The organism is Massilia phyllostachyos (assembly GCF_021044825.1).
Lineage (GTDB): Bacteria > Pseudomonadota > Gammaproteobacteria > Burkholderiales > Burkholderiaceae_D > Telluria > Telluria phyllostachyos.
Map to the genome: position 1 here is coordinate 855,139 of NZ_JAJNOC010000002.1, position 25,899 is coordinate 881,037.

At 67.3% G+C, this 25,899-nt stretch carries 28 protein-coding genes; 13 read left to right on the forward strand and 15 right to left on the reverse strand.

What is annotated here, in order from left to right:
- Positions 1–99: 99 nt before the first annotated feature.
- On the forward strand, positions 100–450 hold the full coding sequence (locus LQ564_RS10785; protein WP_231058083.1) for a hypothetical protein: 351 nt from the start codon (positions 100–102) through the stop codon (positions 448–450).
- Positions 451–456: 6 nt separating this feature from the next.
- On the opposite strand, the gene LQ564_RS10790 is transcribed toward LQ564_RS10785, so the two are convergent.
- Positions 457–951 carry a pyridoxamine 5'-phosphate oxidase family protein gene (locus tag LQ564_RS10790; RefSeq protein ID WP_231058084.1) on the reverse strand — a complete coding sequence of 165 codons (495 nt, stop codon included), beginning with the start codon at positions 949–951 and terminating at the stop codon, positions 457–459.
- A gap of 155 nt (positions 952–1,106) precedes the next feature.
- Between LQ564_RS10790 and nadB the strand changes: the two genes are divergently transcribed.
- The 4 genes from nadB to LQ564_RS10810 all read left to right on the forward strand — a co-directional run bounded on the left by nadB (position 1,107) and on the right by LQ564_RS10810 (position 5,099).
- Positions 1,107–2,735, forward strand: a complete 1,629-nt coding sequence (gene nadB, locus LQ564_RS10795) for an L-aspartate oxidase (protein WP_231058085.1) — start codon at positions 1,107–1,109, stop codon at positions 2,733–2,735.
- Between the two features lie 99 nt (positions 2,736–2,834).
- Positions 2,835–3,734, forward strand: coding sequence for a DMT family transporter (locus LQ564_RS10800; protein WP_231058086.1), 900 nt, complete (start codon positions 2,835–2,837; stop codon positions 3,732–3,734).
- 43 nt (positions 3,735–3,777) lie between these two features.
- Positions 3,778–4,671 carry an NAD-dependent protein deacetylase gene (locus tag LQ564_RS10805; protein WP_231058087.1) on the forward strand — a complete coding sequence of 298 codons (894 nt, stop codon included), beginning with the start codon at positions 3,778–3,780 and terminating at the stop codon, positions 4,669–4,671.
- On the forward strand, positions 4,668–5,099 hold the full coding sequence (locus LQ564_RS10810) for an alpha/beta fold hydrolase (protein WP_231058088.1): 432 nt from the start codon (positions 4,668–4,670) through the stop codon (positions 5,097–5,099). The genes LQ564_RS10805 and LQ564_RS10810 overlap by 4 nt, the downstream gene beginning before the upstream one ends.
- Before the next feature lie 319 nt (positions 5,100–5,418).
- Here LQ564_RS10810 and LQ564_RS10815 read toward each other — a convergent pair whose 3' ends face one another.
- The 9 genes from LQ564_RS10815 to queE form a co-directional block, all read right to left on the reverse strand.
- Positions 5,419–5,724: a hypothetical protein gene (locus LQ564_RS10815; RefSeq protein WP_231058089.1), complete on the reverse strand. Its 306-nt coding sequence runs from the start codon at positions 5,722–5,724 to the stop codon at positions 5,419–5,421.
- Between the two features lie 14 nt (positions 5,725–5,738).
- Complete coding sequence (gene nadC, locus LQ564_RS10820) at positions 5,739–6,623, reverse strand: carboxylating nicotinate-nucleotide diphosphorylase (RefSeq protein WP_231058090.1); 885 nt, start codon at positions 6,621–6,623, stop codon at positions 5,739–5,741.
- Positions 6,620–7,768: a quinolinate synthase NadA gene (gene nadA, locus LQ564_RS10825; protein WP_231058091.1), complete on the reverse strand. Its 1,149-nt coding sequence runs from the start codon at positions 7,766–7,768 to the stop codon at positions 6,620–6,622. The genes nadC and nadA overlap by 4 nt, the downstream gene beginning before the upstream one ends.
- 133 nt (positions 7,769–7,901) lie before the next feature.
- A complete protein-coding gene (locus tag LQ564_RS10830) occupies positions 7,902–9,503 on the reverse strand; it encodes an ABC-F family ATPase (RefSeq protein ID WP_231058092.1) in 1,602 nt (533 codons plus the stop codon).
- A 107-nt stretch (positions 9,504–9,610) separates the two neighbouring features.
- Positions 9,611–10,534, reverse strand: coding sequence for a muramoyltetrapeptide carboxypeptidase (gene ldcA, locus LQ564_RS10835; RefSeq protein WP_231058093.1), 924 nt, complete (start codon positions 10,532–10,534; stop codon positions 9,611–9,613).
- A gap of 10 nt (positions 10,535–10,544) precedes the next feature.
- A complete protein-coding gene (locus LQ564_RS10840) occupies positions 10,545–11,471 on the reverse strand; it encodes an alpha/beta fold hydrolase (protein ID WP_231058094.1) in 927 nt (308 codons plus the stop codon).
- Between the two features lie 100 nt (positions 11,472–11,571).
- The gene (tadA, locus tag LQ564_RS10845) at positions 11,572–12,108 is read right to left on the reverse strand and encodes a tRNA adenosine(34) deaminase TadA (RefSeq protein ID WP_371873462.1); all 537 of its coding nucleotides are present in this window, start codon (positions 12,106–12,108) and stop codon (positions 11,572–11,574) included.
- The gene (gene queD / locus LQ564_RS10850) at positions 12,101–12,547 is read right to left on the reverse strand and encodes a 6-carboxytetrahydropterin synthase QueD (RefSeq protein ID WP_231058095.1); all 447 of its coding nucleotides are present in this window, start codon (positions 12,545–12,547) and stop codon (positions 12,101–12,103) included. The genes tadA and queD overlap by 8 nt, the downstream gene beginning before the upstream one ends.
- A 7-nt stretch (positions 12,548–12,554) precedes the next feature.
- Positions 12,555–13,190, reverse strand: coding sequence for a 7-carboxy-7-deazaguanine synthase (gene queE, locus LQ564_RS10855; protein ID WP_231058096.1), 636 nt, complete (start codon positions 13,188–13,190; stop codon positions 12,555–12,557).
- A gap of 235 nt (positions 13,191–13,425) precedes the next feature.
- On the opposite strand from queE, the gene LQ564_RS10860 reads away from it, so the two are divergent.
- Together LQ564_RS10860 and LQ564_RS10865 are read left to right on the forward strand one after the other, a co-directional pair.
- Positions 13,426–14,277 (forward strand): sensor histidine kinase, encoded by an 852-nt coding sequence (locus LQ564_RS10860; RefSeq protein ID WP_231058097.1) that lies wholly within the window; start codon positions 13,426–13,428, stop codon positions 14,275–14,277.
- A gap of 136 nt (positions 14,278–14,413) precedes the next feature.
- Positions 14,414–15,421: a sensor domain-containing diguanylate cyclase gene (locus LQ564_RS10865; RefSeq protein WP_371873463.1), complete on the forward strand. Its 1,008-nt coding sequence runs from the start codon at positions 14,414–14,416 to the stop codon at positions 15,419–15,421.
- A gap of 413 nt (positions 15,422–15,834) precedes the next feature.
- Here the strand turns inward: LQ564_RS10865 and LQ564_RS10870 are convergent, their stop codons facing one another.
- The 4 genes from LQ564_RS10870 to LQ564_RS10885 all read right to left on the reverse strand — a co-directional run bounded on the left by LQ564_RS10870 (position 15,835) and on the right by LQ564_RS10885 (position 19,516).
- Complete coding sequence (locus LQ564_RS10870; RefSeq protein ID WP_231058098.1) at positions 15,835–17,928, reverse strand: general stress protein; 2,094 nt, start codon at positions 17,926–17,928, stop codon at positions 15,835–15,837.
- Positions 17,929–18,090: 162 nt separating this feature from the next.
- Positions 18,091–18,396 carry a hypothetical protein gene (locus LQ564_RS10875; RefSeq protein WP_231058099.1) on the reverse strand — a complete coding sequence of 102 codons (306 nt, stop codon included), beginning with the start codon at positions 18,394–18,396 and terminating at the stop codon, positions 18,091–18,093.
- 57 nt (positions 18,397–18,453) lie between these two features.
- Positions 18,454–18,711 carry a hypothetical protein gene (locus tag LQ564_RS10880; RefSeq protein ID WP_231058100.1) on the reverse strand — a complete coding sequence of 86 codons (258 nt, stop codon included), beginning with the start codon at positions 18,709–18,711 and terminating at the stop codon, positions 18,454–18,456.
- A 16-nt stretch (positions 18,712–18,727) separates the two neighbouring features.
- On the reverse strand, positions 18,728–19,516 hold the full coding sequence (locus LQ564_RS10885) for a DNA/RNA non-specific endonuclease (RefSeq protein WP_231058101.1): 789 nt from the start codon (positions 19,514–19,516) through the stop codon (positions 18,728–18,730).
- A gap of 183 nt (positions 19,517–19,699) precedes the next feature.
- Between LQ564_RS10885 and LQ564_RS10890 the strand changes: the two genes are divergently transcribed.
- The 4 genes from LQ564_RS10890 to LQ564_RS10905 are packed head-to-tail and all read left to right on the forward strand — an operon-like array spanning position 19,700 to position 20,938.
- Positions 19,700–20,092 carry a hypothetical protein gene (locus tag LQ564_RS10890; RefSeq protein ID WP_231058102.1) on the forward strand — a complete coding sequence of 131 codons (393 nt, stop codon included), beginning with the start codon at positions 19,700–19,702 and terminating at the stop codon, positions 20,090–20,092.
- On the forward strand, positions 20,093–20,350 hold the full coding sequence (locus LQ564_RS10895; RefSeq protein ID WP_231058103.1) for a DUF5985 family protein: 258 nt from the start codon (positions 20,093–20,095) through the stop codon (positions 20,348–20,350).
- Between the two features lie 4 nt (positions 20,351–20,354).
- A complete protein-coding gene (locus LQ564_RS10900) occupies positions 20,355–20,615 on the forward strand; it encodes a DUF5985 family protein (RefSeq protein ID WP_231058104.1) in 261 nt (86 codons plus the stop codon).
- Positions 20,616–20,653: 38 nt separating this feature from the next.
- Entirely contained in the window at positions 20,654–20,938 is a 285-nt protein-coding gene (locus LQ564_RS10905; RefSeq protein ID WP_231058105.1) for a hypothetical protein, read from the forward strand.
- Between the two features lie 33 nt (positions 20,939–20,971).
- On the opposite strand, the gene LQ564_RS10910 is transcribed toward LQ564_RS10905, so the two are convergent.
- A complete protein-coding gene (locus LQ564_RS10910; protein ID WP_231058106.1) occupies positions 20,972–21,805 on the reverse strand; it encodes a phytanoyl-CoA dioxygenase family protein in 834 nt (277 codons plus the stop codon).
- 223 nt (positions 21,806–22,028) lie between these two features.
- Here LQ564_RS10910 and LQ564_RS10915 point away from each other — a divergent pair, with 223 nt between their 5' ends.
- Positions 22,029–24,386: a hybrid sensor histidine kinase/response regulator gene (locus LQ564_RS10915; protein ID WP_231058107.1), complete on the forward strand. Its 2,358-nt coding sequence runs from the start codon at positions 22,029–22,031 to the stop codon at positions 24,384–24,386.
- A gap of 254 nt (positions 24,387–24,640) precedes the next feature.
- Complete coding sequence (locus LQ564_RS10920; protein WP_231058108.1) at positions 24,641–25,729, forward strand: mechanosensitive ion channel family protein; 1,089 nt, start codon at positions 24,641–24,643, stop codon at positions 25,727–25,729.
- The last annotated feature ends 170 nt before the right edge of the window (positions 25,730–25,899 follow it).

The window sequence follows — 25,899 nt, forward strand, 5'->3', positions numbered from 1 at the left end:
CCGGGAACCAAGCTAATGCGCTGTTTTTCCGGGACGAGGCGCGCGCGCTCCGCTGGCTCCCTGGCCGATAATGGATCGACACCACGACCAGGAGCCCCCATGAGCCATTCGAACCAGAACGATCCATCCACGACGCTCGGCGTCGGCGGCGCCACCAGCGGCCAGCAAGGCGCGACGCCAAGTCACGAAACCCAGCAGGAAACCGGCGGCGGCGGCGGCGATGGCCTGACCCGCAACCAGGCCGGCGAAACGGCGAACGCCCCGGACGGTGCGGCGCCTGGCGGCAGGCCGCACCCCGAGGCGCTAGATAGCGCGATGACCAACGTGGGCCGCGGCGCGCAGGACACCCGCCCCAACCAGGCGGATCCGGACGCGCAAACAGGTACCGGCCTGGGCACCCCGGAAACCGGCGGCAACCAGGACGCTTCCGACCTGCCGCCGCGGGGCTAGCGCTTCTTACATGCGGATGGTGCCGTGGTCGGCGTCGACGTCCGGCGTCGAGCCGGTGACGGCGGCCTTGGCCATCGCGAACATGCGCACCATCTTGCTGTCGTTCGAATCCCAGTACTCGGCCGCGTGCGGCAGCACGCGCACCAGGACCACGTGCTCGTCTTCCGGGCCGGCCGGGAACCAGGCCTGCACCATGGCGTTCCACAGCGCCTTGATCTGGGCGCGGTCGACCACGCGCTCGGCGGTGCCGCTCACCGACACATAGGTGCTGTCGTCGTTGTTGGCGAAGCTGACGTTGACTTCCGGCTCATGGGCGATGTTTTCCCACAGCTCGGTGGTGCTGCGGGTGTAGAACCACAGGCCGCCTTCCGCGTCGATCTGCTGGTTGGTCATCGGCTGGCTGACCAGGTGGCCGTTGGCGTCGCGGGTGGTGAACATGGCGAAGCGCATCGAGCCGATCTTGTCGGCCAGCAGCGCGGTGTGATTGTTATTCGTTGACATGGCATTCCTCCTTGTTGAGTCCAGGGCCGATGGTGGGCCCGGCTGCCTGCCGCGTCGGTGCGTCCGCGTACATTGGCCCGGCCTTGTCCCTGGGCGAGGAGCGCGCACTTCGGCTATAGTGATGCCTCTGTACAAATTGCGAAGCTGGCACCTCCATGAAATTTGACGTCGCTATTGTCGGCAGTGGCCTGGCCGGCCTGTCGGTGGCCCTGCACCTGGCGCAGACGCGCACGGTTGCGATCATCTCGAAGCGCGAACTGCTCGACGGCGCAAGCAACTGGGCGCAGGGCGGTATCGCCGCCGTGCTCGACTCCGGCGACAGCCACGACCAGCACATCGCCGATACCCTGGTGGCCGGCGCCGGCCTGTGCGACGAAGCGGCCACCCGCTACATCGTCGAGCATGGCCGCGAGGCGATCGAATGGCTGATCGAACAGGGCGTGCCCTTCACCCGCGACGCCTCGGCCGAACTCGGTTTCCACTTGACCCGCGAGGGCGGCCACAGCCAGCGCCGCATCATCCACGCGGCCGACGCCACCGGCCACGCGGTGCAGGTGACCCTGGAGCAGAAGGTCCGTGCCCACCCGAACATCACGCTGTTCGAACACCACTGCGCGATCGATGTCATCACCTCCGACAAGCTGACCGGCAAGGGCGTCCATGGCGGCGCGCCGCACCTGGTGGGCCAGCCGCGCTGCTACGGCCTGTACGTGCAGGACGAACGCAACGGCAAGGTGCTGACCTTCGAGGCCGAGCACACCGTGCTGGCCACCGGCGGCGCCGGCAAGGTCTACCTGTACACCACCAATCCCGACACCGCCACCGGCGACGGCATCGCGATGGCCTGGCGCGCCGGCTGCCGCGTGTCGAACATGGAATTCATCCAGTTCCACCCGACCTGCCTCTACCACCCCTACGCGAAATCCTTCCTGATCACCGAGGCGATCCGCGGCGAAGGCGGCCTGCTGAAACTGCCGCCGGAAGCCGGCCCGGCCGCCGGCACGCGCTTCATGCTGGCCCACGACGAGCGCGGCGAACTCGCGCCGCGCGACGTGGTGGCGCGCGCCATCGACTTCGAGATGAAGAAGCGCGGCCTCGACTACGTCCATCTCGACATCAGCCATCAGAGCCCGGAATTCCTGATGGAGCACTTCCCGACCATTTACGCGCGCTGCCTGGAGCTCGGGATCGACATCACCGAGGAGCCGATTCCGGTGGTGCCGGCGGTGCACTTTACCTGCGGCGGCATCGTGACGGACCTGACCGGCCGCACCGACATTCCGGGCCTGTACGCGGTCGGCGAAACGGCCTGCACCGGCCTGCACGGCGCCAACCGCCTGGCCAGCAATTCGCTGCTCGAGTGCGTCGTCATCGGCCGCGCCTGCGCGCACCAGATCGCGGCGGCGCCGACGATCGAGAATCCGGTGCTGCCGCCCTGGGACGAAAGCCGCGTCACGAACGCCGACGAAGAAGTCGTCATCGCCCACAACTGGGACGAGCTGCGCCGCTTCATGTGGAACTACGTCGGCATCGTGCGCACCACCAAGCGCCTGGAACGGGCCCAGCACCGCATCAAGTTGCTGAAGGAAGAGATCGACGAGTACTACCGCAACTTCCGCATCACGCATGACCTGCTGGAGCTGCGCAACCTGGTCGAAGTCGCGTCCCTGATCGTGAACAGCGCACTGTCGCGCCATGAAAGCCGCGGGCTGCATTATTCGCGCGATTTCCCCGATACGCTGCCGAAAGCGCTGCCGAGTGTCCTGACGCCGGAACGCCGCTGACGCCCGGATTCCGGCCCGCTCCGCACGCACGTCGCACCGGACTGGGCGTCCCCGCTCGGCCGGTGCGACGGTCTTTCGGTCAGCAATACAAATCGCATCATGACACGCCCCACCCTCACCCCATCCACCGCCCTGCTCCTGAGCGTCCCGCCCCTGCTCTGGGCCGGCAACGCCATCGTCGGCCGCCTGGTGCGCGACGCCATGCCGCCGATGACGCTCAACCTGGTGCGCTGGGTGATCGCGCTGGCGGTGCTGGTCCCGCTGGGGCGCGCCGTGTTCAGCGACGGCAGCGGCGTGCTGGCCAACTGGCGCCGCTACGCCATGCTAGGCCTGCTGAGCGTCGGCCTGTACAACTCGCTGCAGTACCTGGCCCTGCAAAGCTCGACGCCGATCAACGTGACCCTGGTCGCCTCCGGCGTGCCGGTGTGGATGCTGCTGGTCGGCCGCCTCTTCTTCGGCGTGCCGGTCAGGCGCAGGCAGGTCGCCGGCGCGCTGCTGTCGATCGCCGGCGTGCTGGTGGTGCTGTGCCGCGGCGACGTGCACCAGCTGCTCGGCCTGCGCCTCGTGATCGGCGACCTGTACATGATCCTGGCGACCATCGCCTGGTCCTTCTACAGCTGGATGCTGATGCAGAAGAAGGACGCGCCCGGCCTGCGCGCCGACTGGGCCGCCTTCCTGCTGGCCCAGGTGGGCTACGGCGTGCTGTGGTCGAGTGTGCTGGCGGGCGGCGAGTGGGCGCTGCGCGACGTGCATATCACGTGGAGCTGGCAGCTGGCGGCGGCGCTGCTGTACGTCGCGATCGGGCCGGCGATCCTGGCGATGCGCTGCTGGGGCGCCGGCGTGCAGCGCGCGGGACCGAGCATCGGGTCCTTCTTCATCAACCTGACGCCGCTGTTCACGGCGCTGCTGTCGTCCGCCTTTCTCGGCGAGGCGCCGCACCTCTACCATGTGCTGGCCTTCGGCATGATCGTCGGCGGCATCGCGGTGTCGGCGCGCTGAAGCGTGTGTCGGGCTGGGGTCGGCGGTGATACGATCCCGGCACATGGAAAACGATTCTCCCCATCCCGATCCGGCCCTGGCACTGGCGGCCTTCCTGCAGCGGCACCAGCGCACCCTGGTGCTGACCGGCGCCGGTCTCTCGACCGCCTCCGGCATTCCCGACTACCGCGACCGTGACGGCACCCGGCGCGGCCGCGCCCCGATCCAGGGGCCGGAATTCCGCCGTTCCGAACTGATCCAGCGCCGCTACTGGGCGCGCAGCATGGTCGGCTACCCGATCATGGCCGGCGCCCGGCCGAATGCCGGCCACCGCGCCCTGGCCGCGCTGGGACGGCACGGCCATTTCGCCCACCTGCTGACCCAGAACGTCGACGGCCTGCACCAGGCCGCCGGCAGCCCGGACGTGCTCGAACTGCACGGCAATGTCCACGGCGTGGTCTGCATGCATTGCAAGGAACGGTTTGCGCGGTCCTTCATCCAGACCTTGCTCGAGGAAGCCAATCCCGAACTGGCCGATGCGCTGGCAGTGCCCCTGCCGGACGGCGACGCGGCGATCGAGCCCGACGCGCTGCTCGACTTCCACCTGCCGACCTGCATCCAATGCGGCGGCGCCTTGTCGCCGGATGTCGTATTCTTCGGCGATGGCATCCCCCCGGCGCGCACCGCGGACGCGCTCGCGCGGATGGAGGCGGCCGACGCCCTGCTGGTGGTGGGCTCGTCGCTGATGGTGTATTCGGGCTTTCGTTTCTGCCGCCTTGCCGCCGAGAAGGGCAAGCCGATCGCGGTGCTGAACCTGGGCCGGACCCGCGCGGACGATATGCTCGCGCTCAAACTGGAAGAGTCGGCCGAGCGGCTGCTGCCGCGCGTCGCCGGCCTGCTCCACGCGGAGGAGCCGGAGCAGTCACAGATACAACTCGACCACAGGGGAATATTGTGACCACACGCGCAACTACATCATCCGCCGGCCTCGTACTCGCGGGCATCGGCCTGGCTTCCTGGTCCTACGTCCGCGCCAAATCCCGCCAGGCGGAACGGGAACATCCGCCGCAAGGCAAGTTCGTCGAGGTCGACGGCGTGCGCCTGCACTATCTGGAGCGCGGCAGCGGCCCGGTCCTGGTGCTCCTGCACGGCAACGGTGTCTACACCGAGGATTTCGTCACCTCCGGCCTGCTCGACCGAGCCGCCGAACATTACGGCGTGATCGCCTTCGAGCGCCCCCGCGGCGACAACGGCGCTACCCGTGGCGAGTCTGACGGCAACGTCAGGCACTGCTGCCGGCATACTGCTGGTGGGAGGCGGGAAAGTCACGCCTGTCAGATACGAGCACGGTCAACAAGACGGTTCGGGGCAGGAAGAGGACGCTGAGCACCTTTGTTCACGTCTTTGATAGCAGATTGCCAGCCAGGTGGGCGAGCCGGTGCATGTGCGGACGCCGGAGGCGGAGGCGTTGGCGAGGGCTAGCGAGAGTGGGGTCTGAGAGTCGTCGGACCACCAACGCCACATTCACTCGTACTCTAAAGACCGTCGTACGCGCCGCTGGCGCCTACGACTTCCGGCGAAGGCCGGAACCCAAGTTCGTCGCATCACGTTGACCGGTGCACCCAAGCGCGTACGGACCGCATGGGAAACTGGATCCCAGCCTGCGCCGGGATGACGACTCAACGTGTAACGGTACGAAAAACGCTCAGCCTTTGAGTACGTACTTGATGACAATCCCCGCCGTAAGCGCAATGAAGATCACCAACGACAAGCCCCCATGCAGCATCGGCGTCCCGATCGACACCTGCGCCGTCCGCGGATCCATCTCCATCCGCATCGCCTTCCCGAACATCACCGGCCGCAGGAACCCGCGCACGCCCACCAGCAGCATGCCGATCCCGAAGCACAGATCAGCCGTGTTATTGGTCTGCACCCCATTCGACAAGGTCGGCAAGCCGAGCAGCAGCCCGAACACCAGCCACAGCATCCGCGCGCCGGTCGCGATCTTCACCCTGCTCCAGTCCATCATGCCGCCGCCCCGGTGATACGCAGCGAATAGTCGGTCGCCCGCACATCCTTGGTCAGGCTGCCGATCGAGATCCGGTCCACGCCAGTCTCGGCGATCGCACGCACCGTGTCCATATTGATCCCGCCCGACGCTTCCAGCAGCGCCCGGCCCGCGTTCACGCGCACCGCCTCACGCATCATGGCGAGGTCGAAGTTGTCGAGCAGGACCGACTTCACGCCGGCCGCCAGCGCCTCTTCCAGCTGGGCGATGGTCTCGACCTCGATCTGCACCGGCGCACCGGAGTTCAGGGCCTCGGCCGCCTGCAGCGCCTTGGTCACGCCACCGGCAGCGGCGATATGGTTTTCCTTGATCAGGATGCCGTCGTACAGCGCCATGCGCTGGTTCTTGCCGCCGCCGACGCGCACCGCGTATTTCTGCGCCTGGCGCAGGCCCGGCAGGGTCTTGCGGGTGTCGAGGATGGCAGCACTGGTGCCGGCGATGACGTCGACATAGCCGCGGGTGGCGGTGGCCACGCCCGACAGCAGCTGCATGAAGTTCAGCGCCGCGCGCTCGGCCGTCAGCAGCGAGCGCGGGTTCGCGACGATGGTGCAGACCACGGAATCGGCCGTCATCAGGTCGCCCTCGGCATACTGCCAGTCGATCTCGATGTCATGGTCGATCGCCAGCATCACGCCTTCGAACCAGGGCGCGCCGCACAGCACGGCCTGTTCGCGCACGATGACGCGGGCCTGCACGCGGGTGTCGTTTGGCACCAGCATGCCGGTCAGGTCGCCGGTGCCGACGTCTTCCAGCAGGGCCGCGAGGATGTTGGCTTCGAACGCGGCTTGCAGCTTCTCGTCGAATGCGCCTTGATCGGCGTGCGGATTGCGCAGGGTCGTCATGCGGGGCCTACTCCATTGAACAGTGGGGCATTCTGCTCGAGCGCGCCGCTCGGCAGTGCTTGCGCTTTTCTAGCGGCGGCGAAATCGAGCATGCGGTCGATCGCACGCTTGGCCTGGCGGCCGATCTCCGGATCGACGTGGACCTCGTTGGCGCCCGATTCGAGCACCTCGGCCAGGTTCTTCAGACCGTTCATCGCCATCCACGGGCAGTGCGCGCAGCTCTTGCAGGTGGCGCTGTTGCCGGCGGTCGGCGCTTCGATGAAGTGCTTGCCCGGCGCGGCGGCGCGCATCTTGTGCAGGATGCCGTTGTCGGTGGCGACGATGAAGGTGGTCGCCGGCAGGTTGACGGCGGCGTTGATCAGCTGGGTGGTGGAGCCGACCACGTCGGCCTGCGCCACCACGTTGCTCGGCGACTCCGGGTGCACCAGCACCTTCGCATCCGGGTGCTCGGTCCTCAAGAGATCGAGTTCGATGCCCTTGAATTCGTCGTGCACCAGGCAGGAACCCTGCCACAGCAGCATGTCGGCGCCGGTCTGCTTCTGGATCCAGGAACCCAGGTGACGGTCCGGGGCCCACAGGATCTTCTTGCCCTGCTCGTGCAGGTGCTTGACGATGTCCAGGCCGATCGACGAGGTCACCATCCAGTCGGCGCGCGCTTTCACGGCGGCGGAGGTATTCGCATACACGACCACGGTGCGGTCCGGGTGCTGGTCGCAGAAGGCCGCGAACTCGTCGGCCGGACAGCCCAGGTCGAGCGAGCAGGTGGCGTCCAGGTCCGGCATCAGGATGGTTTTTTCCGGGCTCAGGATCTTGGCCGATTCGCCCATGAAGCGCACGCCGGCCACGACCAGCGTTTGCGCCGGGTGGTCACGGCCGAAGCGCGCCATCTCCAGCGAGTCGGAGACGCAGCCGCCGGTTTCCTCGGCCAGGTCCTGCAGCTCGGCGTCGACGTAGTAGTGGGCGACCAGGACGGCGTTGCGTTCCTTCAGGAGGCGCTTGATGCGTTCCTTCAGCTCGGCTTTCTCCGTGGCGCTCGGGGTGGCGGGGACGCGGGCCCAGGCTTCGGCGGTGGCCGGGTTGATGGTGCAGGCTTCGCCGACCTGGGGGCGGTCGTATTCGTAGGTTTTGATGGGTGCGGTGATCATGTGGAAGGCCTCACGATGATTGTTGCCATATGAACGTCGCTCCCGCGCAGGCGGGAGCCCAATTTTGAAAGCGTTTCCACAATGCATGCAAAACTTGGATTCCCGCCTGCGCGGGAACGACGGGCCGCGGGTATCAGTCGATACCCTGGCTCTTCAGGTACTCTTCGTAGTTACCCTGGAAGTCGACGATCTCGTTCTCGCGGATCTCGAGGATGCGGGTCGCCAGCGAGGACACGAATTCGCGGTCGTGGGACACGAAGATCATGGTGCCGGCGTACTTGTCGAGGGCGATGTTGAGCGACTCGATCGATTCCATGTCCATGTGGTTGGTCGGCTCGTCCAGCAGCAGCACGTTGTGACGGCCCAGCATCAGCTTACCGTACATCATGCGGCCCTTCTCGCCGCCCGACAGCACCTTGACCGACTTCTTGACCTCGTCGCCGCCGAACAGCAGGCGGCCCAGGATCGAGCGCACGGCCTGGTCGTCGTCGCCTTCCTGGGTCCAGCGGCCCATCCAGTCGGTCAGGTTCTCGCCGCTGGCGAATTCCTCGGTCGGATCCTGCGGCATGTAGCCGACGTTGGCGTTCTCGGCCCACTTCACGCGGCCCTGGTCGGCCGCCAGGCCCGAGATGTCTTCGCCACCGATGCAGCGCAGCAGCGTGGTTTTACCAGCACCGTTGGCGCCGATGATCGCGATGCGCTCGCCCGCTTCGACCATGATCGAGAAGTTCTTGAAGAGCTGGCGGTCGTAGGCTTTCGACAGGCCCTCGGTCTCCACCGCCAGGCGGTGCAGCTTCTTCTCGCCTTCGAAGCGCACGAACGGGTAGGCGCGCGAGGACGGCTTGAATTCCTCGATCTTGATCTTGTCGATCTGCTTGGCGCGCGAGGTCGCCTGGCGCGCCTTGGATTTGTTGGCCGAGAAGCGGCGCACGAAGTCCTGCAGTTCCGCGACCTTCTCTTTCGCCTTGGCGTTGTTGGCCAGCTGCTGGTTGCGCGCCTGGGTCGAGGCCAGCATGTAGTCGTCGTAGTTGCCCGGGTAGACCTTCAGGGTGCCGTAGTCCATGTCGGCCACGTGGGTGCAGACCTGGTTCAGGAAGTGGCGATCGTGCGAGATGATGATCATCGTCGAGTTGCGCTGGTTGAGGATGTCCTCGAGCCAGCGGATCGTGTTGATGTCCAGGTTGTTGGTCGGTTCGTCGAGCAGCAGGATGTCCGGGTTCGAGAACAGGGCCTGGGCCAGCAGCACGCGCAGCTTCCAGCCCGGCGCCACGGCGCTCATCGGGCCCTGGTGCAACTCGCTCGCGATATCGAGGCCAAGCAGCAGCTCGCCGGCGCGCGCTTCGGCCGAGTAGCCGTCGTATTCGGCGACCTTGCCCTCCAGCTCGGCGGCCTTCATGTAGTCTTCGTCGGTCGCTTCCGGGTTGGCATAGATGGCGTCGCGCTCGGAGATGGCATTCCACAGCTCGGTGTGGCCCATCATGACGACGTCGAGCACGCGCACGTCCTCGTAGGCGAACTGGTCCTGGCGCAGCTTGCCCAGGCGCTCGCCCGGGTCGAGGCTGACGTTGCCGGCGGACGGTTCCAGGTCGCCGCCCAGGATCTTCATGAAGGTCGACTTGCCACAACCGTTAGCGCCGATCAGGCCGTAACGGTTGCCTTCGCCGAACTTGACGGAGATATTCTCGAACAGCGGCTTGGCGCCGAATTGCATCGTGATATTGGCTGTACTGAGCACTGTGTAAACCCTAAAGCGTGGATGTTGGTATAACCGCGCATTTTACCACTGTGGGCAGGATGGCGGGACAGCGGCTCAGGCGCAGCGGCCCGCGGCGGGTTTGAGGCTTACTGCATGGCCCGGCGCAGGGTCGGGTAATCCGACAGCAGCAGGCTGAAGCCCTCCTCGTTCGATTCCAGCTGGCCCTGGGCGCCGAAGGGAATCGTGACCCGCCTGGGGCCGTGGCCGAAGGTAAGTCCGGTGAGGACCGGCACCGGCAGGGTCTCGCGCAGGTGGGCGACCATGGCGTCGAAGTCGTAGCCATTGTCGTTCTTGCCCAGGGTGTAGCCGGAAAAGTCGCCCAGCAGGACGGCGCGCTGGCGCGCCAAGACGCCGGCCTGGTGCAGCTGCAGCAGCAGGCGCTCGATCCGGTAGGGGTGTTCGGCGATGTCTTCCAGGTAGAGGATGCCGCCGTCGACCTGCGGGAAGTACGGCGTGCCGAGCAGCGAGACGACCATCGCCAGGTTGCCGCCCCAGACCCTGCCCTGCACCGAAACGCGCGGGTTGCCGGGCGCGCACTCGGCGATGGTATGGGTCGGACCGGCCAGGCAGTGCCAGAATTGATCGAGCGTGAATGGCACCGGCTCGCGGGCGCCGAAATCGCCGGCCGCCATCGGCCCGGCGTAGCTGAGCGCACCGGTGCGGGCGAACAAGCCCATGTGGATGGCCGTGATGTCGGAAAAGCCGACGACCAGCTTGCCGCTGGCCGCGATGGCCTCGAAATCGAGGTGCGGCATCAGGCGCGTCACGCCGTAGCCGCCGCGCAGCGCCATGACGATCTGCACGTCGGGATCGGCAATCGCCGCGTCCAGCTGGGCCAGGCGGCCGGCGTCGGTGCCGCCGAAGCGCTGGTGGATGGCGTTGTGGTCGTAGTAGTTGCGCACCAGGCAGCCCTGGGCTTCGAGGCGGGAAACGGCGCGGTCGACCGCGCAGGGGTCGAGCGCCTGGCCGGCCGGGGCCACGATGGCGATGCCGATTTGTTGGGTGATCACTGTTTGAGGCTTATTGTTTGACGAATAAGCGGGGTGTTGAGTCCGGCAACATCTTACCTCTGGCATGGGCGTCGATCAAGGCGAGGAGCCGCTCGGCCAGCTGCGGCGGCAAATCGTGGCCCATGCCTTCGATGACTTCCAGCCGGGCGTCGGGGATGCGGCTGGCCGTGTCTTCGCCGCAAGCGAGCGGCACCAGCGGATCGTTGGCGCCGTGAATCACCAGTGCGGGCGCGGTGATGGTGCGTAGCAGCGCGCAACGGTCGCCCGAGGCGGCGATCGCCATCATCTGGCGCGCCACGCCGGAGGGGCAATAGCTGCGGCGCACGGAACGGGCGACCCGCTTGCGCAGCAGGCGTTCCGGGGTCGGGTAGGAGGGGCTGCCGATGGCGCGCATGACTTCCACGCCCAGGTCGATGATGCTGTCGATATTGCTGGGGTCCCGGGCGCGCCGCATCAGGAGCTTGCGGATCTTCTTTTCCGGCCCGGGCAGGCCGCGCCGGCAGGAGCTCGACATGATCGAGGTCAGGCTGAGGATGCGCTGCGGATACCGGGCCGCCAGGATCTGGGCGATCATGCCGCCCATCGAGACCCCGACCACGTGGGCGCGGGCGACGCCCAAGGCCGACAGCACGCCGATCGCGTCTTCGGCCATGTCGTCGAGGCCGTAGGCGGCGCGCAGCGGCCAGCCGAGTTTGGATTTGATCCAGGCCAGAGGCAGGTTGGGCACGCCGGCCTGCTCGAATTTGGTGGACAGGCCGCTGTCGCGGTTGTCGAAGCGGATCACGTAGAAGCCGAGTTCGACCAGCCCTTCGACGAATTCGTCGGGCCAGGCTGTCAACTGCATCCCAAGGCCATGTACCAGCAGCAACGGGACGGACTTGGGGTCGCCCAAGGTGTCGAAGGCAATGCGGATTCCGTTAGCGTTCAGCGTAGGCATGGGATCGGGGCGACTGGTTCGGTGCGCTCCAGGCGAGACGCGAAACCAGCATACCACTTTCGCCAGGGCGGGGGCGCTCGGGCGCGCGCCCGGCCCGGATTCACGCCTCCTTGCTTGCCGCGTCCGGTCCGGGCAGCTTGCGCGCGGCGGCGCGGCGCTCGGCGAAAAAGGCCCTGAGCAGGCTGCTCGCCTGCTCCGCCATGACACCGCCCTGCACGCCGGTGTGGTGGTTCAGCTTTTCTTCGCCGAACAGGTTGACGACCGAGCCGCAGGCGCCGGTCTTGGGGTCGGTGGCGGCGTAGACGACCCGCGCCAGCCGGGCGTGCATCATGGCGCCCGAGCACATGATGCAGGGTTCCAGGGTGACGTAGAGCGCGCAGCCCGGCAGCCGGTAGTTGCCGAGTTTTTCGGCGGCCGCTCGCAGGGCCATGATTTCGGCATGGGCGGTCGGGTCGTGGCGGCCGATCGGGCGATTGTAGCCGGTGGCGATGACTTCGCCATCCTTGACCACCACCGCGCCCACCGGCACCTCGCCTTCGGCCCAGGCCAGGCGCGCCTGCTCCAGCGCCAGCGTCATGAAGCGCTCGTCGAACGCCGCGCCGGCATCGAGCGGCACTGGGGCCAGGTCCTCAGGCATCGGTGACTTCGGCCCAGCAGTTCGGGGTTTCGTGCAGCACCAGCTTGTGCAGGCGCAGGCCGGTGCCGAAGCGGTCGGTGAACACGGTTTTCAGGATGCCGAAGGCCACGCGCGCCAGGTTCTCGACCGTCGGGATGCAGTCGATGACGACGGTCTTGTGGCCGGGCAGCGAAGCGAGGAACTCGCGCACCTTATCGTCCTTTTCGTACACCAGGAAGGCATGGTCCCACACGTCGATCAGGTGCTCCTTGGCCAGCGTCTTGACGTCCGAGAAGTCCATGATCATGCCGTTGTCGGAATTTCCTTCCGCGTCGATGACTTCACCTAGCAGCGTGATTTCGAGGGTATAGCGGTGGCCGTGCAGGTTGCGGCACTGGCTTTTGTGGTCGGGAATGCGGTGGCCGGCGTCGAATTCCAGCTTGCGGGTAATGGTGAGCATCTGAAGCTTAAGGGATTTGAAGGAGTTTGTGGGTCTGGAGGCTGAGCTTCCATTTGGGGTTGCGGCGGCAGGTCTCGATCGCCAGCTGGGTGTTGCGCGCGGCGAGCGGGCCGTCCATCGGCTGCACGTAGAAGTTCTCGAAGTCCAGGTGCTCGTAGGCGGACAGGTCCTGGCCCAGCTGCGGGATCACGACCTTGATCTCGTTGCCCTTCGCGACCACCAGCTGGGAGCCCATTTTCGGGCTGACGCAGATCCAGTCGACGCCTTCCGGCACCGGCAGGGTGCCGTTGGTCTCGATCGCAATCGTGAAGCCGTGCGCATGCATGGCGTCGATCAGCGCACGGTCGAGCTGGAGCAGAGGCTCGCCCCCGGTGAACACGACATACTTGCTGGCGGCATGGCTTGCCGGCCACAGGCTGTCGATCTCGCGCGCCAGGCTCCCGGCGTCGCGGAACTTGCCGCCGCGCTCGCCGTCGGTGCCGACGAAATCGGTGTCGCAGAAGGTGCAGACGGCGCTGGCGCGGTCGCTTTCCCTGCCGGTCCACAGATTGCAGCCGGAAAAGCGGCAGAACACGGCCGGGCGCCCCGCATGGGCGCCTTCGCCCTGCAGGGTATAGAAGATCTCTTTGATGCTGTAAGTCACGTTAAACCTCTCGTCAACCTTCCATTATAGCGCTCCCCGGGCCGTCCGTGGGATAGGCGTCATGCGTTGAGGATAAGCAATATTCCCTACAGTACACGGGTGTACCTTCGTACGGAATGTTCCTAACGCTAGTAAGAAGGACACCATGAACAAATACAGCTCATTCCTAGGCCGAATTGGCGTCGCGCTTTTCGCGGTCCTCGCTTTGCCGGCCCATGCCGTCATACCGGCGCCGATGTCCCTGCCCTTCGCTTCGCCGGAACTGCTGGGCGCGGCGCTGCTGACGCTGGCCGCGGCCGGCGTGGCGCTGCTGCAGGGCCGGCGCATGCGAACGGTGGAAGAGCGCAGCGAAGCCCTCGAAGAGCAGCTGGCCACGGAGAAGCAGGCCCATGCGCAGGCCGCCGAGGCGCTGGCCGGCAGCCATGAGGTGCTGTGCCGCCTGGTGCGCCAGCAGGAAGGCGTACGCGACATCGAGCGGACCCGCATCGCGCGCGCCCTGCACGACGAGCTCGGCCAGCGGCTGCTCTCGCTGCGCGCCGAGTTGTCGCTGCAGCAAGTGGCGGCGCGCAGCGCCTCCCCGGCCAATCACGAACGCCTGGGCGGCACGATCGCCAACCTGGACGCCGCGATCCGCTCGGTGCGCGCGATCGTTTCCGGCATGCGCCCGATCGCCCCGGGCCTGAGCCTGCGCCAGGCACTCGAGCGTCACCTGACCGAGTTCGCCCGCCTCCACGGGCTCGACTACCGTCTCGACCTGGGCGTCGAGGGGAACGCGGGCGGCGTCCGGGCGCGCGACCTGGACGCGGTGCTGTTCCGCGCCTTGCAGGAGGCACTGTCGAACGTCGCCTGCCACGCCCAGGCCAGCGCGGTGCGCGTGACCCTGGTCGAGACCGCAGGCGAAGTCACCCTCACGGTCGAGGATGACGGCGTCGGCCCGGCGCAACCGGTGCGCCACGGCCATGGCCTGGAGGGAATGCAGCAGCGCGCCACCGCCTGCGGCGGCACGGTCCGGCTCTCGGCGGGACGGCGCGGCGGCGCCGTGGTCCGGGTGTCGCTTCCTACTCACCCCGAGGCTGCGCCGGCCTAGTCCGGGCCCCGACCCGGCAAAATCGTTGCCGAAAAGAAGGCTTGCTCAAAATCAATAAGTCCGTGTCTGCGCGGTAGCAGAATCCATTCCTGTTGGCGGCCAATTCGGCGGCCGGACCGGAATGCAGAGGACGAACATGCTCAAGACAGCAAGCCACAGCGCCGCCAGCGGCGTGCCCGCCCATGCCGCCCAACATGCCCTGATCGGCGACGGCGCCTTTGTCGGGCAGCTGATGGAATCGCTGTCGATCCCTGTCTTCGTGCTCGACCGCGACGCCCGCGTCATGATCTGGAACCGCGCCTGCGAGCAGCTCACCGGCGTGCCGGCCAGCGAGATCATCGGCACCGGCGAGCACTGGCGCAGCTTCTACGAGCACCGCCGCCCCACCCTGGCCGACCTGGTCCTGCAGAACCGCACCGAGGACGTGCGCCAGATCATGCCGCGCACCGCCCAGCCGGGCTCGTCCACCGGACTGTGCCTGGAAAGCTGGTTCGACATGCCGCGCGCCGGCCGGCGTCGCTACCTGGCGGCGGACGCCACGCCGATCTACGATGCGCACGGCAACCTGTCGGCCGTGGTCGAGACCCTGCGCGACCTGACCGACGAAAAGATGGCGCAGGTCGCCCTGGAACAGCTCGCCACCCGCGACGGTCTGACCGGCCTGGCCAACCGCCGCTGCTTCGACGACACCCTGCATGCGGAATGGTCGCGCGCCCTGCGCCAGGCCCAGCCGCTGTCCCTGCTGATGGTGGACGTCGACAACTTCAAGGCCTATAACGACGCCAACGGCCACCTGGGCGGCGACGAATGCCTGAAGCGCATCGCCCGCGCCGTGGCCAGCGAGATGCGCGCCAACGACCTGGTGGCGCGCTACGGCGGCGAGGAATTCGCCGTGATCCTGCCGAACCAGTCGCTCAAGGGCGCCGCCATCGTCGCCGAGCGCATCCGCTGCCGGGTCGAAGCCCTGCAGCTGCCGTCCACCGCCCCGACCCGCCACGTGACGGTGTCGATCGGCGCGGCGACGGCGATCGCGGGGCCGGACAACAATGCGAGCCAATTGGTGGCCACGGCGGATGCGGCCTTGTACCGGGCCAAGCACCTGGGCCGGAACCGGATCAGCTTGCCTCTCAGCGAAGCCGCATAACTTCACGCGCATGATGCGTGAGGGCCTGGCGAAGCTGACGGTGGCAAATGTGAATGCGGCGATCAGGAAGCACCCGTCGGCCAGGAACCCGGCGGTGGTGGTGATCACCAAGGATGCGGCGGGCTGAAGGAGAAGCTGGTGTCGGATGCGGAGTCGCCGATTACGCGGAGTGAGTTGGTGTTGGCCTGCGGGCTGATGGAGTGAAATCGGCGCCGGAGGGCGCCGATTTTGTTTGCGTAGTGGCTGCGCTACGGAAATTGGGTTCCGGCCTTCGCCGGAACGACGGTCTTGGGGCTAGGTGAGCAAAAGCGTTCCTTCGGAACGCACCCTCCGCACGTCGTACGCCCCACTGGGGCCTACGACTCCCGGCGAAGGCCGGGACCCAAGTTTGCCCGCAGACCGCTAGCGCCAAATCACGCCGTCATCCGATCCCACCCCTGACGCACCGCCGCCTTCATCTTCTCCCACGTCGACTGCCCGCCATTGGCATACCGCGAATCCCAATCAGTACGCAGGTCGTTCTCCACATCGTTCCACTGGCGCCCGCGGTACTTCTCGTTGCGCGCCATTTCCGAACCGTAGGAGTAGGCCGGCTTGTACTCGTCATAGGTGCTGCCGTCGGTCGCGGTGCTGTAGGTGGCGTTCCAGTGCGAGCGGTAGGCGGCGTCGTTGTCGTCGTCGTCCGTCATCTTGTCCCAGCCGTGGCGCACGGCGGCCTTCATCTTGTCCCAGGCGCCGCCCACGCTGCCGGTGGTGCTGGCGGAAGTGGTGGCCGGGGTCGAGCCGGCGTAGGTGCCGCCGCCTTCGACGCGCGAATCCCAGCCCTTGCGCAGGTCGCCCTCGATGTCGTCCCACGGGCGGTTGCGGAACATCTCGCTCCTGCGCATCTCGGAACCGTAGCTGTAGGCCGGCTTGACGCTGTCGTAGTCCACGCCCGACGACGCCAGGTGGGTGTCGTAGTGGCTGCGGTAGTAGTTGTCGTCGTCCAGGGTCATGCGGTCCCAGCCGCGGCGGACGGCGGCCTTCATCTTGTCCCAGGTCGAGCCGGTACTGCCGTAGCGGGTGCTCCAGTCGCTGCTCAGGTCGGTTTCGACGTCGTCCCATTTGCGGCCGCGGTACTTGTCGCTGCGCGCGCTTTCGGCGCCGTAGCTGTAGGCCGGCTGGTAATCGTCGTAGCTGGCGCCCGAGGTGCCGTAGGTGCTGCTGAAGTGGCTGCGGTAGATGGTGTCGTCGTCGTCGCTGGTCATCTTGTCCCAGCCGCGGCGCACGGCGGCCTTCATCTTGTCCCAGGTGTCGCCGGCGCTGTTGGCGATGCCGCCGTTGCGGCTGGTCCAGTCGCTGTGCAGATCGTTCTCGACATCGTCCCACTTGCGGCCGCGGTACTTGTCGCTGCGCGCGCTTTCGGCGCCGTAGGCATAGGCCGGCTTGACGGTGTCGTAGTCTTCGCCGGTGTAGTTGGCGAGGAAGTGGTTGCGGTAGGCGTCGTCGTCGTCGCCGAAGAAGTTGCTGCCGACCTGCAGGCCCGAGCCGCCGGCCGCCCCTTCGCCGGTGCGCGAGTAGATGCGCGAGCGGCCGCGCTGGACTTCGTTGAAGCTGGAGCTGGTCGTGTCGCGCTGCAGCGAGCCGGTGGCGCCGCCCTGGTAGGCCGAGCCTTCCAGCGAGGAACCTTGCAAGGTGCCGGCCTGGCCGCCCGAGCTGCCGATGTTGCGGTCGTTCTGCGTACCCTCGAGCGAGGACGACTGGACCGAGTTTTCCTGCAGGGTCGAGCCTTGCAGGTTGGTGCCGCCGGTAGCGCTCAGGCCGCTCTGGCCCTGCGGCTCCTGGTAGGTCGTGCCCATCGGCTCGGCCTGGTTCAGCGATTGCTGCTGGAAGATGTTGCGGTCGCCCGGGTTGTCCAGCTGCTGGCTGGCGGCGCTCGAGGTGGAGCCGATGGTCGAGCCGATGTTCGATCCGGTGGCGGAGCCCGACGCCGAGGCGGACGACGAACCGAGGTTGCCGGACAGGCCCGACTGCGCCGACATCTGCGACGATTGCTGCAGGCCGCCGGCGGCGCTGGCGCGCATCGATTCCGACAGGCCGCCGGTGGCGCCGAGGCCACCCAGGCCCGCGCCCGATGCCTGCTCGTCGATGTCGGTCGGGCCGTAGCGCTCGACGATGTCGGCGGCGCGCTCGACTTCCGGCAGCGAATCGGCGCGCACGGTCACGACGTGGTGGCCGCGGGTGACCGCGCCTTCGTAGCGGCTGGCGTGTTCGCTGTTGTCGGCGCCGAACAGGTCAGAGAAGAAGTTCTTGATGGATTCGCCGATGCCCACGCCGGTGCCGTCGGCATAGGTGTCAGTGCTGGAAGCGCTGGTATCGCTGCGGCCGGTGACGCTGTCGGTCATGCCGGTCGGGTCGGCGTTGGAGAGCTTGACCTCGTTACGCGAAAAGCCCGAGGACAGCAGCTCGTTCATGGCATTCTGTGCATCGGTCCGGTTGTCGAACACGGCTACAAGAGTATGTTGCATGGTCATTCCTCCGTTGGATAGGTGGTATCGCACACGGGATGCGCGGCACCCGTGGCGGACGAATTGAGATTACATCAATCCTTTCCGGTCCAGCGCGCGCCTGACCCAGCCATGAAAAACGGCGCCCGCAGGCGCCGTTTCCGGTGTCAAATCGATTTCTTCTCAGTAAGTCAGGCCGCTGTCGCCGCGCGTGACGCGGTCCCAGCCGTGACGCACCGCGGCCTTGATCTTGTCCCAGGCCGAGGCGCCGCCGCCGTATTGATTGTCCCAGTCGCTGCGCAGTTCCGGTTCCACGTCATCCCAGTGGCGTCCGGCATGGCGGCCGCTGCCCGCCACCTGCGAACCGTAACCGTAGGCCGGTGCGACTTCATCGTAGGAAGCACCCGAGGCGCCGTAGGCGCTGTCGAAGTGCTTGCGGTAAGACTCGTCGTCCTGGTCGGACCGGGTGCTGCTGCCGGTATCTTGCATGGTGCTGCCTCCGAATCTGCAAATGCGATTCGGCCAGCCTACCGCAACTCGCGACATTCAGGCGAACGGGTTGTCGACGGTCTTCACGTCCGGCGGCGGCAGGCGGTCCGGCAGGTCCTGCGCTTCCAGTGCCGCGACCACGGCGCCGAGCAGCGCGTGCAGGCGGCGGGCCTGTTCCAGGCCGGCCTTGTCGCGGGTCAGGTCGACGTCGCCGGAGATGGTGATGCGGTCGAGGCGGTTTTCCAGCATCAGGTCGCCGATCTCGACCACGTCGGCTTCGTTGGCATAGGGGGTGAAGGATTTCTTCGATGGCATGGCGATTTCTCCCGTATCAGTTCTTGCGCTTCGGCTGGCGCACCTTCGGCAGCGCCAGCATGCGCTCCTTTTGCTGGCGCGTGAGCGAGGGCAGCAGTTCGATGCCGACGATGCGCTCGAGCTCCGCGACCGGGATTACGTCGATCTTCGCGTCGGCGCGGTTCTCGACGAACCAGGCCGCGGCCGCTTTCTGGCGCGGACTGTACACCACCTTGTACAAATGGGTCGGCACCAGCACGTTGCCGACCTTGCGCAGGCTGGTTCCCAGGAAGGCCGGGCCGGTGATCACGTAGAGCGCACCCTCGCGCTTGGCCATCTTGCGCACCGCGCCCTCGATCGGGGCCCAGATGTGGCGATTATGGTCGCGGTCCTGCGGCACCATGTTCGCCAGCGAAAAGCTTTCGCGCTGGGCGCGGCGATCGGGCATGTCGGCGTTGGGCGCCAGGTGGCCGCGGTCGAGGCCGCTGCGCGCGTAATCGGACAGCTCGGCGCGCTGGCTGCGCGGCAGGCGCGATTCGGCGTGGAAGGCGTTGTCGCGATCCAGCCCCTCGGCCGCCGCCAGATTGTCGGCGCGCAGGTATTCGGCCGACCACAGCGGGGTGCGGGTCACGCCCGAATGCATGACGCCGAACACGCCGTAGCACAGCTCGCGGGTGGCGGTGGCCAGCTTCGGGTTGCGGATCTCGGGCGCGCGGCCGTCGAGGTAGTGGGCCGGACAGTCGGCGGCCTGGGCGCCGGCGCCGGCCAGGGTGGACAACAGCAAGACGGAGGCGGCGCCGAGGCGCGACAGCAGAGTTCGAAGCATGAAACGTGGCGGTAAATGAGACAAGCCACATTGTAGCCGAGCCCATTTGACGGAGGTCAAGCACAGCTATTGCGCGACTCCAAAGCGAGCGCGCACGATTGAATTTCCTTGCCGATCAGAATTGGTCTAAAATTGCGCCTTTCTCAACAAACTATTCCTTTTCGGAAATTACATTCGGTACGAATGAACCGACCGCCGATTCCCGAAGAGCTGCGCCGTTTTATCCTGACGAGCGTTCCCTCGGTCCCCTTTCTCGAAGCGCTGCTGCTGCTGCGCGCCAGCCCCGGCCAGCAATGGTCCGGCGCGATGCTGGCCAGCCGCCTCTATATCGCCGAGCGCACCGCCCAGACCCTGCTCGACGAGCTAAGCCGCGCAGGCATGGCCGCGCCCTGCCCGGCGCCGCACGAAGACTGCCATTGCTACGCGCCGGCGTCCGCCACGCTGCGCGAACGCATCGACGGCCTGGCCGAGCTCTACGCACGCCACCTGGTCGACGTCACCAACCTGATCCATTCTTCTCTCGACCGGAAGGCGCAGCAGTTCGCCGACGCCTTCCGCCTCCGAAAGGATTCCTAAATGGGCGAACTCATCTATACGCTGTGCATGCTGACCTCGCTGGCCTGTACCTGGCTGCTGCTGGCCAGTTACCGCCGCACCCGGCACCGTCTCTTGTTCTGGAGCGGCTCGTGCTTTGCGGTCATGACCTTCAATAATCTGTTCCTGATCTTCGACAAGATCGTCTTTCCGAACGTCGATTTCATGCCGCTGCGCCTGATCAGCGCCCTGGTCGCCTGCCTGCTGCTGCTCTACGGACTGATCTACGAGAAGGAATGACGCGATGACCCAGATGATGTACGGTGCGATCTCGATGGCTTCGCTCACCATCGCCCTGTTCTTCCTGCGCTTCTGGCGCAATACCGGCGACCGCTTCTTCCTGTATTTCGCGCTCTCCTTCTTCATCGAAGGGCTGCACCGGGTCTATTCGGCGGTGCTGAACGAGGCCGGCGAGGATTCACCGCTGCATTACCTGATCCGCCTGGCGGCCTACGGCATGATCCTGTGGGCGATCCTGGAAAAGAACCTGCCGCGCAAGGACTAACGTGCGCCCGCCTCGGCGGGCGGCGGAGATAATGGGCCATGAAAAACCGTCAACAGGAGGACGATATGGCCCAGGGAAACCAGCAGAAAGACCAGTCCGCGCCGAACGCGGGCGGCGGCGAGGAGCAGCGTTCCGAGAACCTGCTGCCCGGCGAAGGCGGCGCGGAAGACGGCCGCTTCGACGTGGCCGAGGAAGTCAGCCTCGACCAGCACTCGGACGAGGCGCGCCGGGTCGGCCAGCTGCCGGAAAACGGCATCGCCGATTCGCTGCCGGAAGCGCTGAAGTCGCCGGTGCCGTCGCAGCAGGTGCCGCCGAAGGAGTAATTCCGGGGCCGCCTCCCCGGCGGCCCTTCCAAGCTATCCCATCGTCACGCCCATCTTCAGTCCCTCGATCGTGTGGGCCTGGTGGATCGGCTCAAGCTCTTCCACCACGCGGCAACTGAGGTGCTTCCGCACCGCTTCCGGCAAGCTTTCGTGATACGCGCGCGACATCTGCAGGTCGTGCCGGATCGCATTGGTCGCGTCCGGCGCATCGGCCCCGACCACCAGCACTGGCCGCGACAGGTTCGAGCGGTTGGCGGTGCCGCGGTGGATCGTCAGCGCCGAGCGCGCCGAGATGTCGCCCATCCGCGGCAGCTTGCGCTGGGCCAGCGCCTCGTAGCGCGGCCACAGCGCGGCGTCCGGGAACATCGGGTCGCCGCCGTACAGGTCCCATTGGGTGCCGGGAGCGATCTCGAACGGACCCATGTCTTCGGTGACGTCGATGGTGGTGATGTTGAAGGCGAGCGAACTCAGGCGCCTGCCCTGCGCGGTTTCCGGCGGCGAGGCGAAATCGCGGTGCCAGGGCTGGTGCATGGCGCCCGGGCCCGGCACGTCGAAACCGACTTCGACCAGGCGGTAGTCCGGCCCCAGCACCGCGCTGCACACCGCCATCACCCAGGGGTGGCCGGCGATCGCGGCGAAGCCGCGCAGGCGTTCCGGGTGCACCTCGACGTAGAAGCGGTTGGGGCCGCGGTTGAGCGCGCCGCCGGGGCGGGCCTGGGCTTCCCCGAACAGCGCGTCGATGTCCTGGCGCAGTTCCTGGATGAACTCGCGGCTGAAGGCGCCGCGCAGGCCGATGATGCCGTCCCCGTACAGGCCGCGCATGATGTCGGCGGTCTCGAAGCCGGCAGACTGGTGTTGTGCTTCCATGTTCTTCCTCCATTGAGCGGCGCGGCCATTCCGATATATGCGGCCGCGCAATGTCCGCCCCATATTAACGGCATTCGACGCCCTGCGGCGCGAGCCCGGCAGCGCGGCGTGGTGGCCCGTTGACAGCGCCGGCGCGCCCCCGTACATTGTGAAATGTCACAACAACACATTGCACGATGAAATCTTTCCGCCCCCGCCCGGCCCGCGATCGCGCGGGGACGCCATGACCGCCCCGGCCGCGCCGATCCCGCCTGGCGCCGGATTCCCGGAGCGCGCCAGCGTCCTGCTGGTATGCGGCCGCCCGGACAGCGACCCCGCCGTGCTGCAGGTGATGGCGGTGATGGGCGAATCGATCGTGCGCGCGCGTTCGCCGCTCGAGGCGATGGAACTCGTGCGCGAGCAGGATTTCGCCCTGATCCTGCTCGGCTTCCCGGGTCAGATCGATGCATTGGCCGGCCTCATTCGCGCCGTGCGCGGCAATGGCCGCTCCAGCCACACCCCGGTCGTCGCCCTGGCCCTGCCAGAGAACGCCCCGTTCTCCTTCGAACCCCTGTACGAGGCGGGCGCCGTCGCGGTGCTGACCGAACCGCTGTCGCCGGTGATCCTGCGCGCCAAGGCGCGCTTCTACATCGACGCCTTCGAGGCCTTGGTGCAGCGCGGACGCGCCGAAAACGCGCTGGTGGATGCCCGTTCACGCCTGGAAGCGATCATCGACGCGGCCGAACTCGGGGTCTGGAACTGGGACGTCGCCGCCGACCGGGTCATCGGCGACGCGCGCATGGCCGCCATGTTCGGGCTCGATCCGGCGCTGCGGGAAGCCGCGCCGTTGGCGGCCTATTTCGCCGCCCTCCATCCCGACGACGTGGCACCCACGCGCGCCCTGCTGGAGGCGGCGCTGGGGCGCGGCGGCGGCCTGTATGACGCCACCTTCCGGGTGCGCCTGGCTGGCGGCGGATGGCGCTGGGTGATCGCGCGCGGCCAGGTCGAGCGTGACGCCGGCGGCCAGGCTATGCGCCTGCGCGGCGTCATCATCGACGCCACCCGCCAGTTCGAGGCCGAGCAGCAGCTGCGCCTGTCCGAGGAGCGTTACCGCACCCTGTTCGATTCGATCGACGAAGGCGTGTGCGTGATCGAGATGCTGTACGACAGCGGCGGCCAGCCCTGCGACTACCGCTTCCTCGAGACCAATCCCGCCTTCGTCAAGCAGACCGGCCTGGTGGACGCGATCGGCCGCACCGTGCGCCAGTTCGCGCCGCGCCACGAGCAGCACTGGTTCGACATCTACGGCCGCGTCGCCGCCAGCGGCGAACCGGTGCGCTTCATCAACGAGGCGCGCGCACTGGGGCGCTGGTATGACGTGTACGCGACCCGCACCGGGCCGGCCGAACAGCGCCGCGTGGCCGTGGTGTTCAACGACATCACCGAGCGCCGGCGCCAGGAAGACGCGCTGCGGCGCATGGCCGACGACCTGGCCGAGGCGAACCGCCAGAAGACCGAATTCCTCGCCACCCTGGCGCACGAGCTGCGCAACCCGCTGGCCCCGATCAGGAGCGGCCTGCAGTTCATCCGGCGCGCGCCGGGCGACGCGGCGGCGGTGGCGCGGGTGCACGACATCATGGAGCGCCAGCTCGGCCACCTGGTCAACCTGGTCGACGACCTGCTCGACGTGGCGCGCATCACGCGCGGCCAGATCGAGCTGCGGCGCGAACGGATCGACCTGGCCACCGTGCTGGGGGCCGCGGTCGAGACCAGCATGCCGCTGATCGAGGCGGCGCGCCACCACCTCGACGTGCAGCGCCCGCCGGAACCGCTGTGGGTCGACGCCGACCTGACGCGCCTGACCCAGGTGGTATCGAACCTGCTCAACAACGCGGCACGCTACACGCCGCGCGGCGGCAACATCGTGCTGGCGGCCCAGCGCGACGGTGAGGAAGCGGTGATCGCGGTGTCCGACAACGGCATCGGCATCCATCCGGACTCGCTCGACGACGTGTTCCGCATGTTCACGCAGGTCGGCGAGCACCGCCAGCAGGCGGCCGGCGGCCTGGGCATCGGCCTGTCGCTGGTGCGCAGCCTGGTCGAGCTGCACGGCGGCACGGTCACGGCCAGCAGCGCCGGCACCAATGCCGGCAGCGTGTTCACGGTGCGGCTGCCGCTGGCCGGCGGCGCGGCTGCTCCGCTGCCGGCGCCCGTCGCCGCACCGAACGCGGCGGCGCCCGGGGCCGGCCTGCGGGTGCTGGTGGTGGACGACAACCGCGACGCCGCCGAGACCCTGTCCGCCCTGCTGGCCCACGCCGGCCACAGCGCGCCGGTCGCCAACGACGGCCACCAGGCGCTGCGCATGCTGGCCTCGTTCCAGCCGCAGGTGGTGTTCCTCGACCTCGGCATGCCGGGCATGTCGGGCTACGAGGTGGCGAGCGCGATCCGGCGCGACCCGCGCCACGCGGGCGTGCGGCTGGTGGCCCTGACCGGCTGGGGCGGCGAAGCCGACCGCGCCCGCACCCTGGAGGCCGGGTTCGACCGCCATCTCACCAAGCCGGCCACCATGGACGCGATCGAGGCGGTGCTGGCCGGGCTCTAAGAATCTATCCCGGTAGGTGGGGGGAAGTTCATGGCGATGCATGGCTGGCGTGAGCAAGGCGCGAGGAGGCCGCATGGCTAGCCATGCAACGACGAGCAACGCAGCGCACGCCTGCCAGGCGCGGCAGGAACGACTCCCATCCACCGGGACAGGTTCTAAGTACTCGCTAGCCGTCACGCTGCGAAGCGTGCGCGCCGCATGCGCGCGACCCCGCACACTATCACTTTTGCCGGATGTCCCGGCGGGAGTGGTGGATGGAGTTCCTACTGCATAACAACGATCTCGAAAACTGGATGATGGCCCTCGGGGTGTGCCTGGGGTCCACGGCCGCCCTCTACTTCATCCGCTCGGTCATGCTGCGCCGCCTCGGCGACCTGTCGCGGCGCACGGTCAGCAAGGTCGACGACCTCGCGGTGCGCATGCTGCGCCGGACCTACCTGCTGTTCCTGCTGGCGATCGGGGTCCACCTCGGCGCCATCTTCGTGGTGATGCCGGACAGCTGGCGCCTCGTGATCTCGCGCATCGCCGTGGCTTCGCTGCTGCTGCAGCTGGCGATCTGGGGCGACACCGGCCTGCGCGGCTGGCGCGCCCAGTTGCTGGCCACGCCGGGCGACGGCGCGCGCAAGGCGTCCAGCACCATCCTGTTCTTCATGATGCGGCTCGTGGTATGGACCGTGGCCTTCCTCATGATGCTGGATAACTTCGGCTTCAACATCACCACCCTTGTCGCCAGCCTCGGTATCGGCGGCATCGCGGTGGCCCTGGCCACCCAGAACATCCTCGGCGACCTGTTCGCCTCGCTCTCGATCATGCTCGACAAGCCGTTCGAGGTGGGCGACTTCATCATCGTCGGCGACGCCCTCGGCGCGGTCGAATACATCGGGCTGAAGACCACCCGGCTGCGCGGCCTGGGCGGCGAGCAGATCGTGTTCTCGAACGGGGAACTGCTCCGCAGCCGCATCCACAACCACAAGCGCATGGCCTCGCGCCGCGTCGCCTTCGTACTGCGCGTGGCCTACGGCAGCGCGGAATCGCAGATCACCGCGATCCCGGACATGATCCGCGAGATCGTCCAGGCGCGCAGCGACGTCGCCTTCGAACGCGCGCACTTCTTCCGCTACGGCGACTGGTCGCTCGACTTCGAGGTGGTGTACCACTTCCAGAGCCCGGACTACATCCTGCACATGGATGCGCAGCAGGACATCCTGCTGCGCATCTACCGCGCCTTCCAGCGCGAAGGGATCCAGTTCGCGCATCCGCTGTCGGTGGTGCGGGTGGCGGATGCCAAGGATCCGGCGGGCGGGTGGCCGGCGCCGCGGTTCGGATCCGAGCTGCGGCATTGACGTAGAGGGTGTGAAAAATCCGCCAGGGCAAGGCGCGCCGTCGAAGACAGTACACTTGTACGGCGAGACGGCGCAACGCAGCCATGGCGGAATTTTTCACACCCTCGTAGGGTGGGCGGTCCTCCGCCCACGCGTTCGACCATCGTAGAAATGGATGCAGTGCCTCAGTT

What these genes read in the sequence shown, in the direction of transcription:
- LQ564_RS10785 (WP_231058083.1), top strand. Translation starts at nt 100, where the DNA reads ATGAGCCATTCGAACCAGAACGATCCATCCACGACGCTCGGCGTCGGC.
- LQ564_RS10790 (WP_231058084.1), bottom strand. Translation starts at nt 951, where the DNA reads ATGTCAACGAATAACAATCACACCGCGCTGCTGGCCGACAAGATCGGC.
- nadB (WP_231058085.1), top strand. Translation starts at nt 1,107, where the DNA reads ATGAAATTTGACGTCGCTATTGTCGGCAGTGGCCTGGCCGGCCTGTCG.
- LQ564_RS10800 (WP_231058086.1), top strand. Translation starts at nt 2,835, where the DNA reads ATGACACGCCCCACCCTCACCCCATCCACCGCCCTGCTCCTGAGCGTC.
- LQ564_RS10805 (WP_231058087.1), top strand. Translation starts at nt 3,778, where the DNA reads ATGGAAAACGATTCTCCCCATCCCGATCCGGCCCTGGCACTGGCGGCC.
- nadC (WP_231058090.1), bottom strand. Translation starts at nt 6,623, where the DNA reads ATGACGACCCTGCGCAATCCGCACGCCGATCAAGGCGCATTCGACGAG.
- nadA (WP_231058091.1), bottom strand. Translation starts at nt 7,768, where the DNA reads ATGATCACCGCACCCATCAAAACCTACGAATACGACCGCCCCCAGGTC.
- LQ564_RS10840 (WP_231058094.1), bottom strand. Translation starts at nt 11,471, where the DNA reads ATGCCTACGCTGAACGCTAACGGAATCCGCATTGCCTTCGACACCTTG.
- tadA (WP_371873462.1), bottom strand. Translation starts at nt 12,108, where the DNA reads ATGCCTGAGGACCTGGCCCCAGTGCCGCTCGATGCCGGCGCGGCGTTC.
- queD (WP_231058095.1), bottom strand. Translation starts at nt 12,547, where the DNA reads ATGCTCACCATTACCCGCAAGCTGGAATTCGACGCCGGCCACCGCATT.
- LQ564_RS10860 (WP_231058097.1), top strand. Translation starts at nt 13,426, where the DNA reads ATGTCCCTGCCCTTCGCTTCGCCGGAACTGCTGGGCGCGGCGCTGCTG.
- LQ564_RS10865 (WP_371873463.1), top strand. Translation starts at nt 14,414, where the DNA reads ATGCTCAAGACAGCAAGCCACAGCGCCGCCAGCGGCGTGCCCGCCCAT.
- LQ564_RS10870 (WP_231058098.1), bottom strand. Translation starts at nt 17,928, where the DNA reads ATGCAACATACTCTTGTAGCCGTGTTCGACAACCGGACCGATGCACAG.
- LQ564_RS10875 (WP_231058099.1), bottom strand. Translation starts at nt 18,396, where the DNA reads ATGCAAGATACCGGCAGCAGCACCCGGTCCGACCAGGACGACGAGTCT.
- LQ564_RS10880 (WP_231058100.1), bottom strand. Translation starts at nt 18,711, where the DNA reads ATGCCATCGAAGAAATCCTTCACCCCCTATGCCAACGAAGCCGACGTG.
- LQ564_RS10885 (WP_231058101.1), bottom strand. Translation starts at nt 19,516, where the DNA reads ATGCTTCGAACTCTGCTGTCGCGCCTCGGCGCCGCCTCCGTCTTGCTG.
- LQ564_RS10890 (WP_231058102.1), top strand. Translation starts at nt 19,700, where the DNA reads ATGAACCGACCGCCGATTCCCGAAGAGCTGCGCCGTTTTATCCTGACG.
- LQ564_RS10895 (WP_231058103.1), top strand. Translation starts at nt 20,093, where the DNA reads ATGGGCGAACTCATCTATACGCTGTGCATGCTGACCTCGCTGGCCTGT.
- LQ564_RS10900 (WP_231058104.1), top strand. Translation starts at nt 20,355, where the DNA reads ATGACCCAGATGATGTACGGTGCGATCTCGATGGCTTCGCTCACCATC.
- LQ564_RS10905 (WP_231058105.1), top strand. Translation starts at nt 20,654, where the DNA reads ATGAAAAACCGTCAACAGGAGGACGATATGGCCCAGGGAAACCAGCAG.
- LQ564_RS10910 (WP_231058106.1), bottom strand. Translation starts at nt 21,805, where the DNA reads ATGGAAGCACAACACCAGTCTGCCGGCTTCGAGACCGCCGACATCATG.
- LQ564_RS10915 (WP_231058107.1), top strand. Translation starts at nt 22,029, where the DNA reads ATGACCGCCCCGGCCGCGCCGATCCCGCCTGGCGCCGGATTCCCGGAG.
- LQ564_RS10920 (WP_231058108.1), top strand. Translation starts at nt 24,641, where the DNA reads ATGGAGTTCCTACTGCATAACAACGATCTCGAAAACTGGATGATGGCC.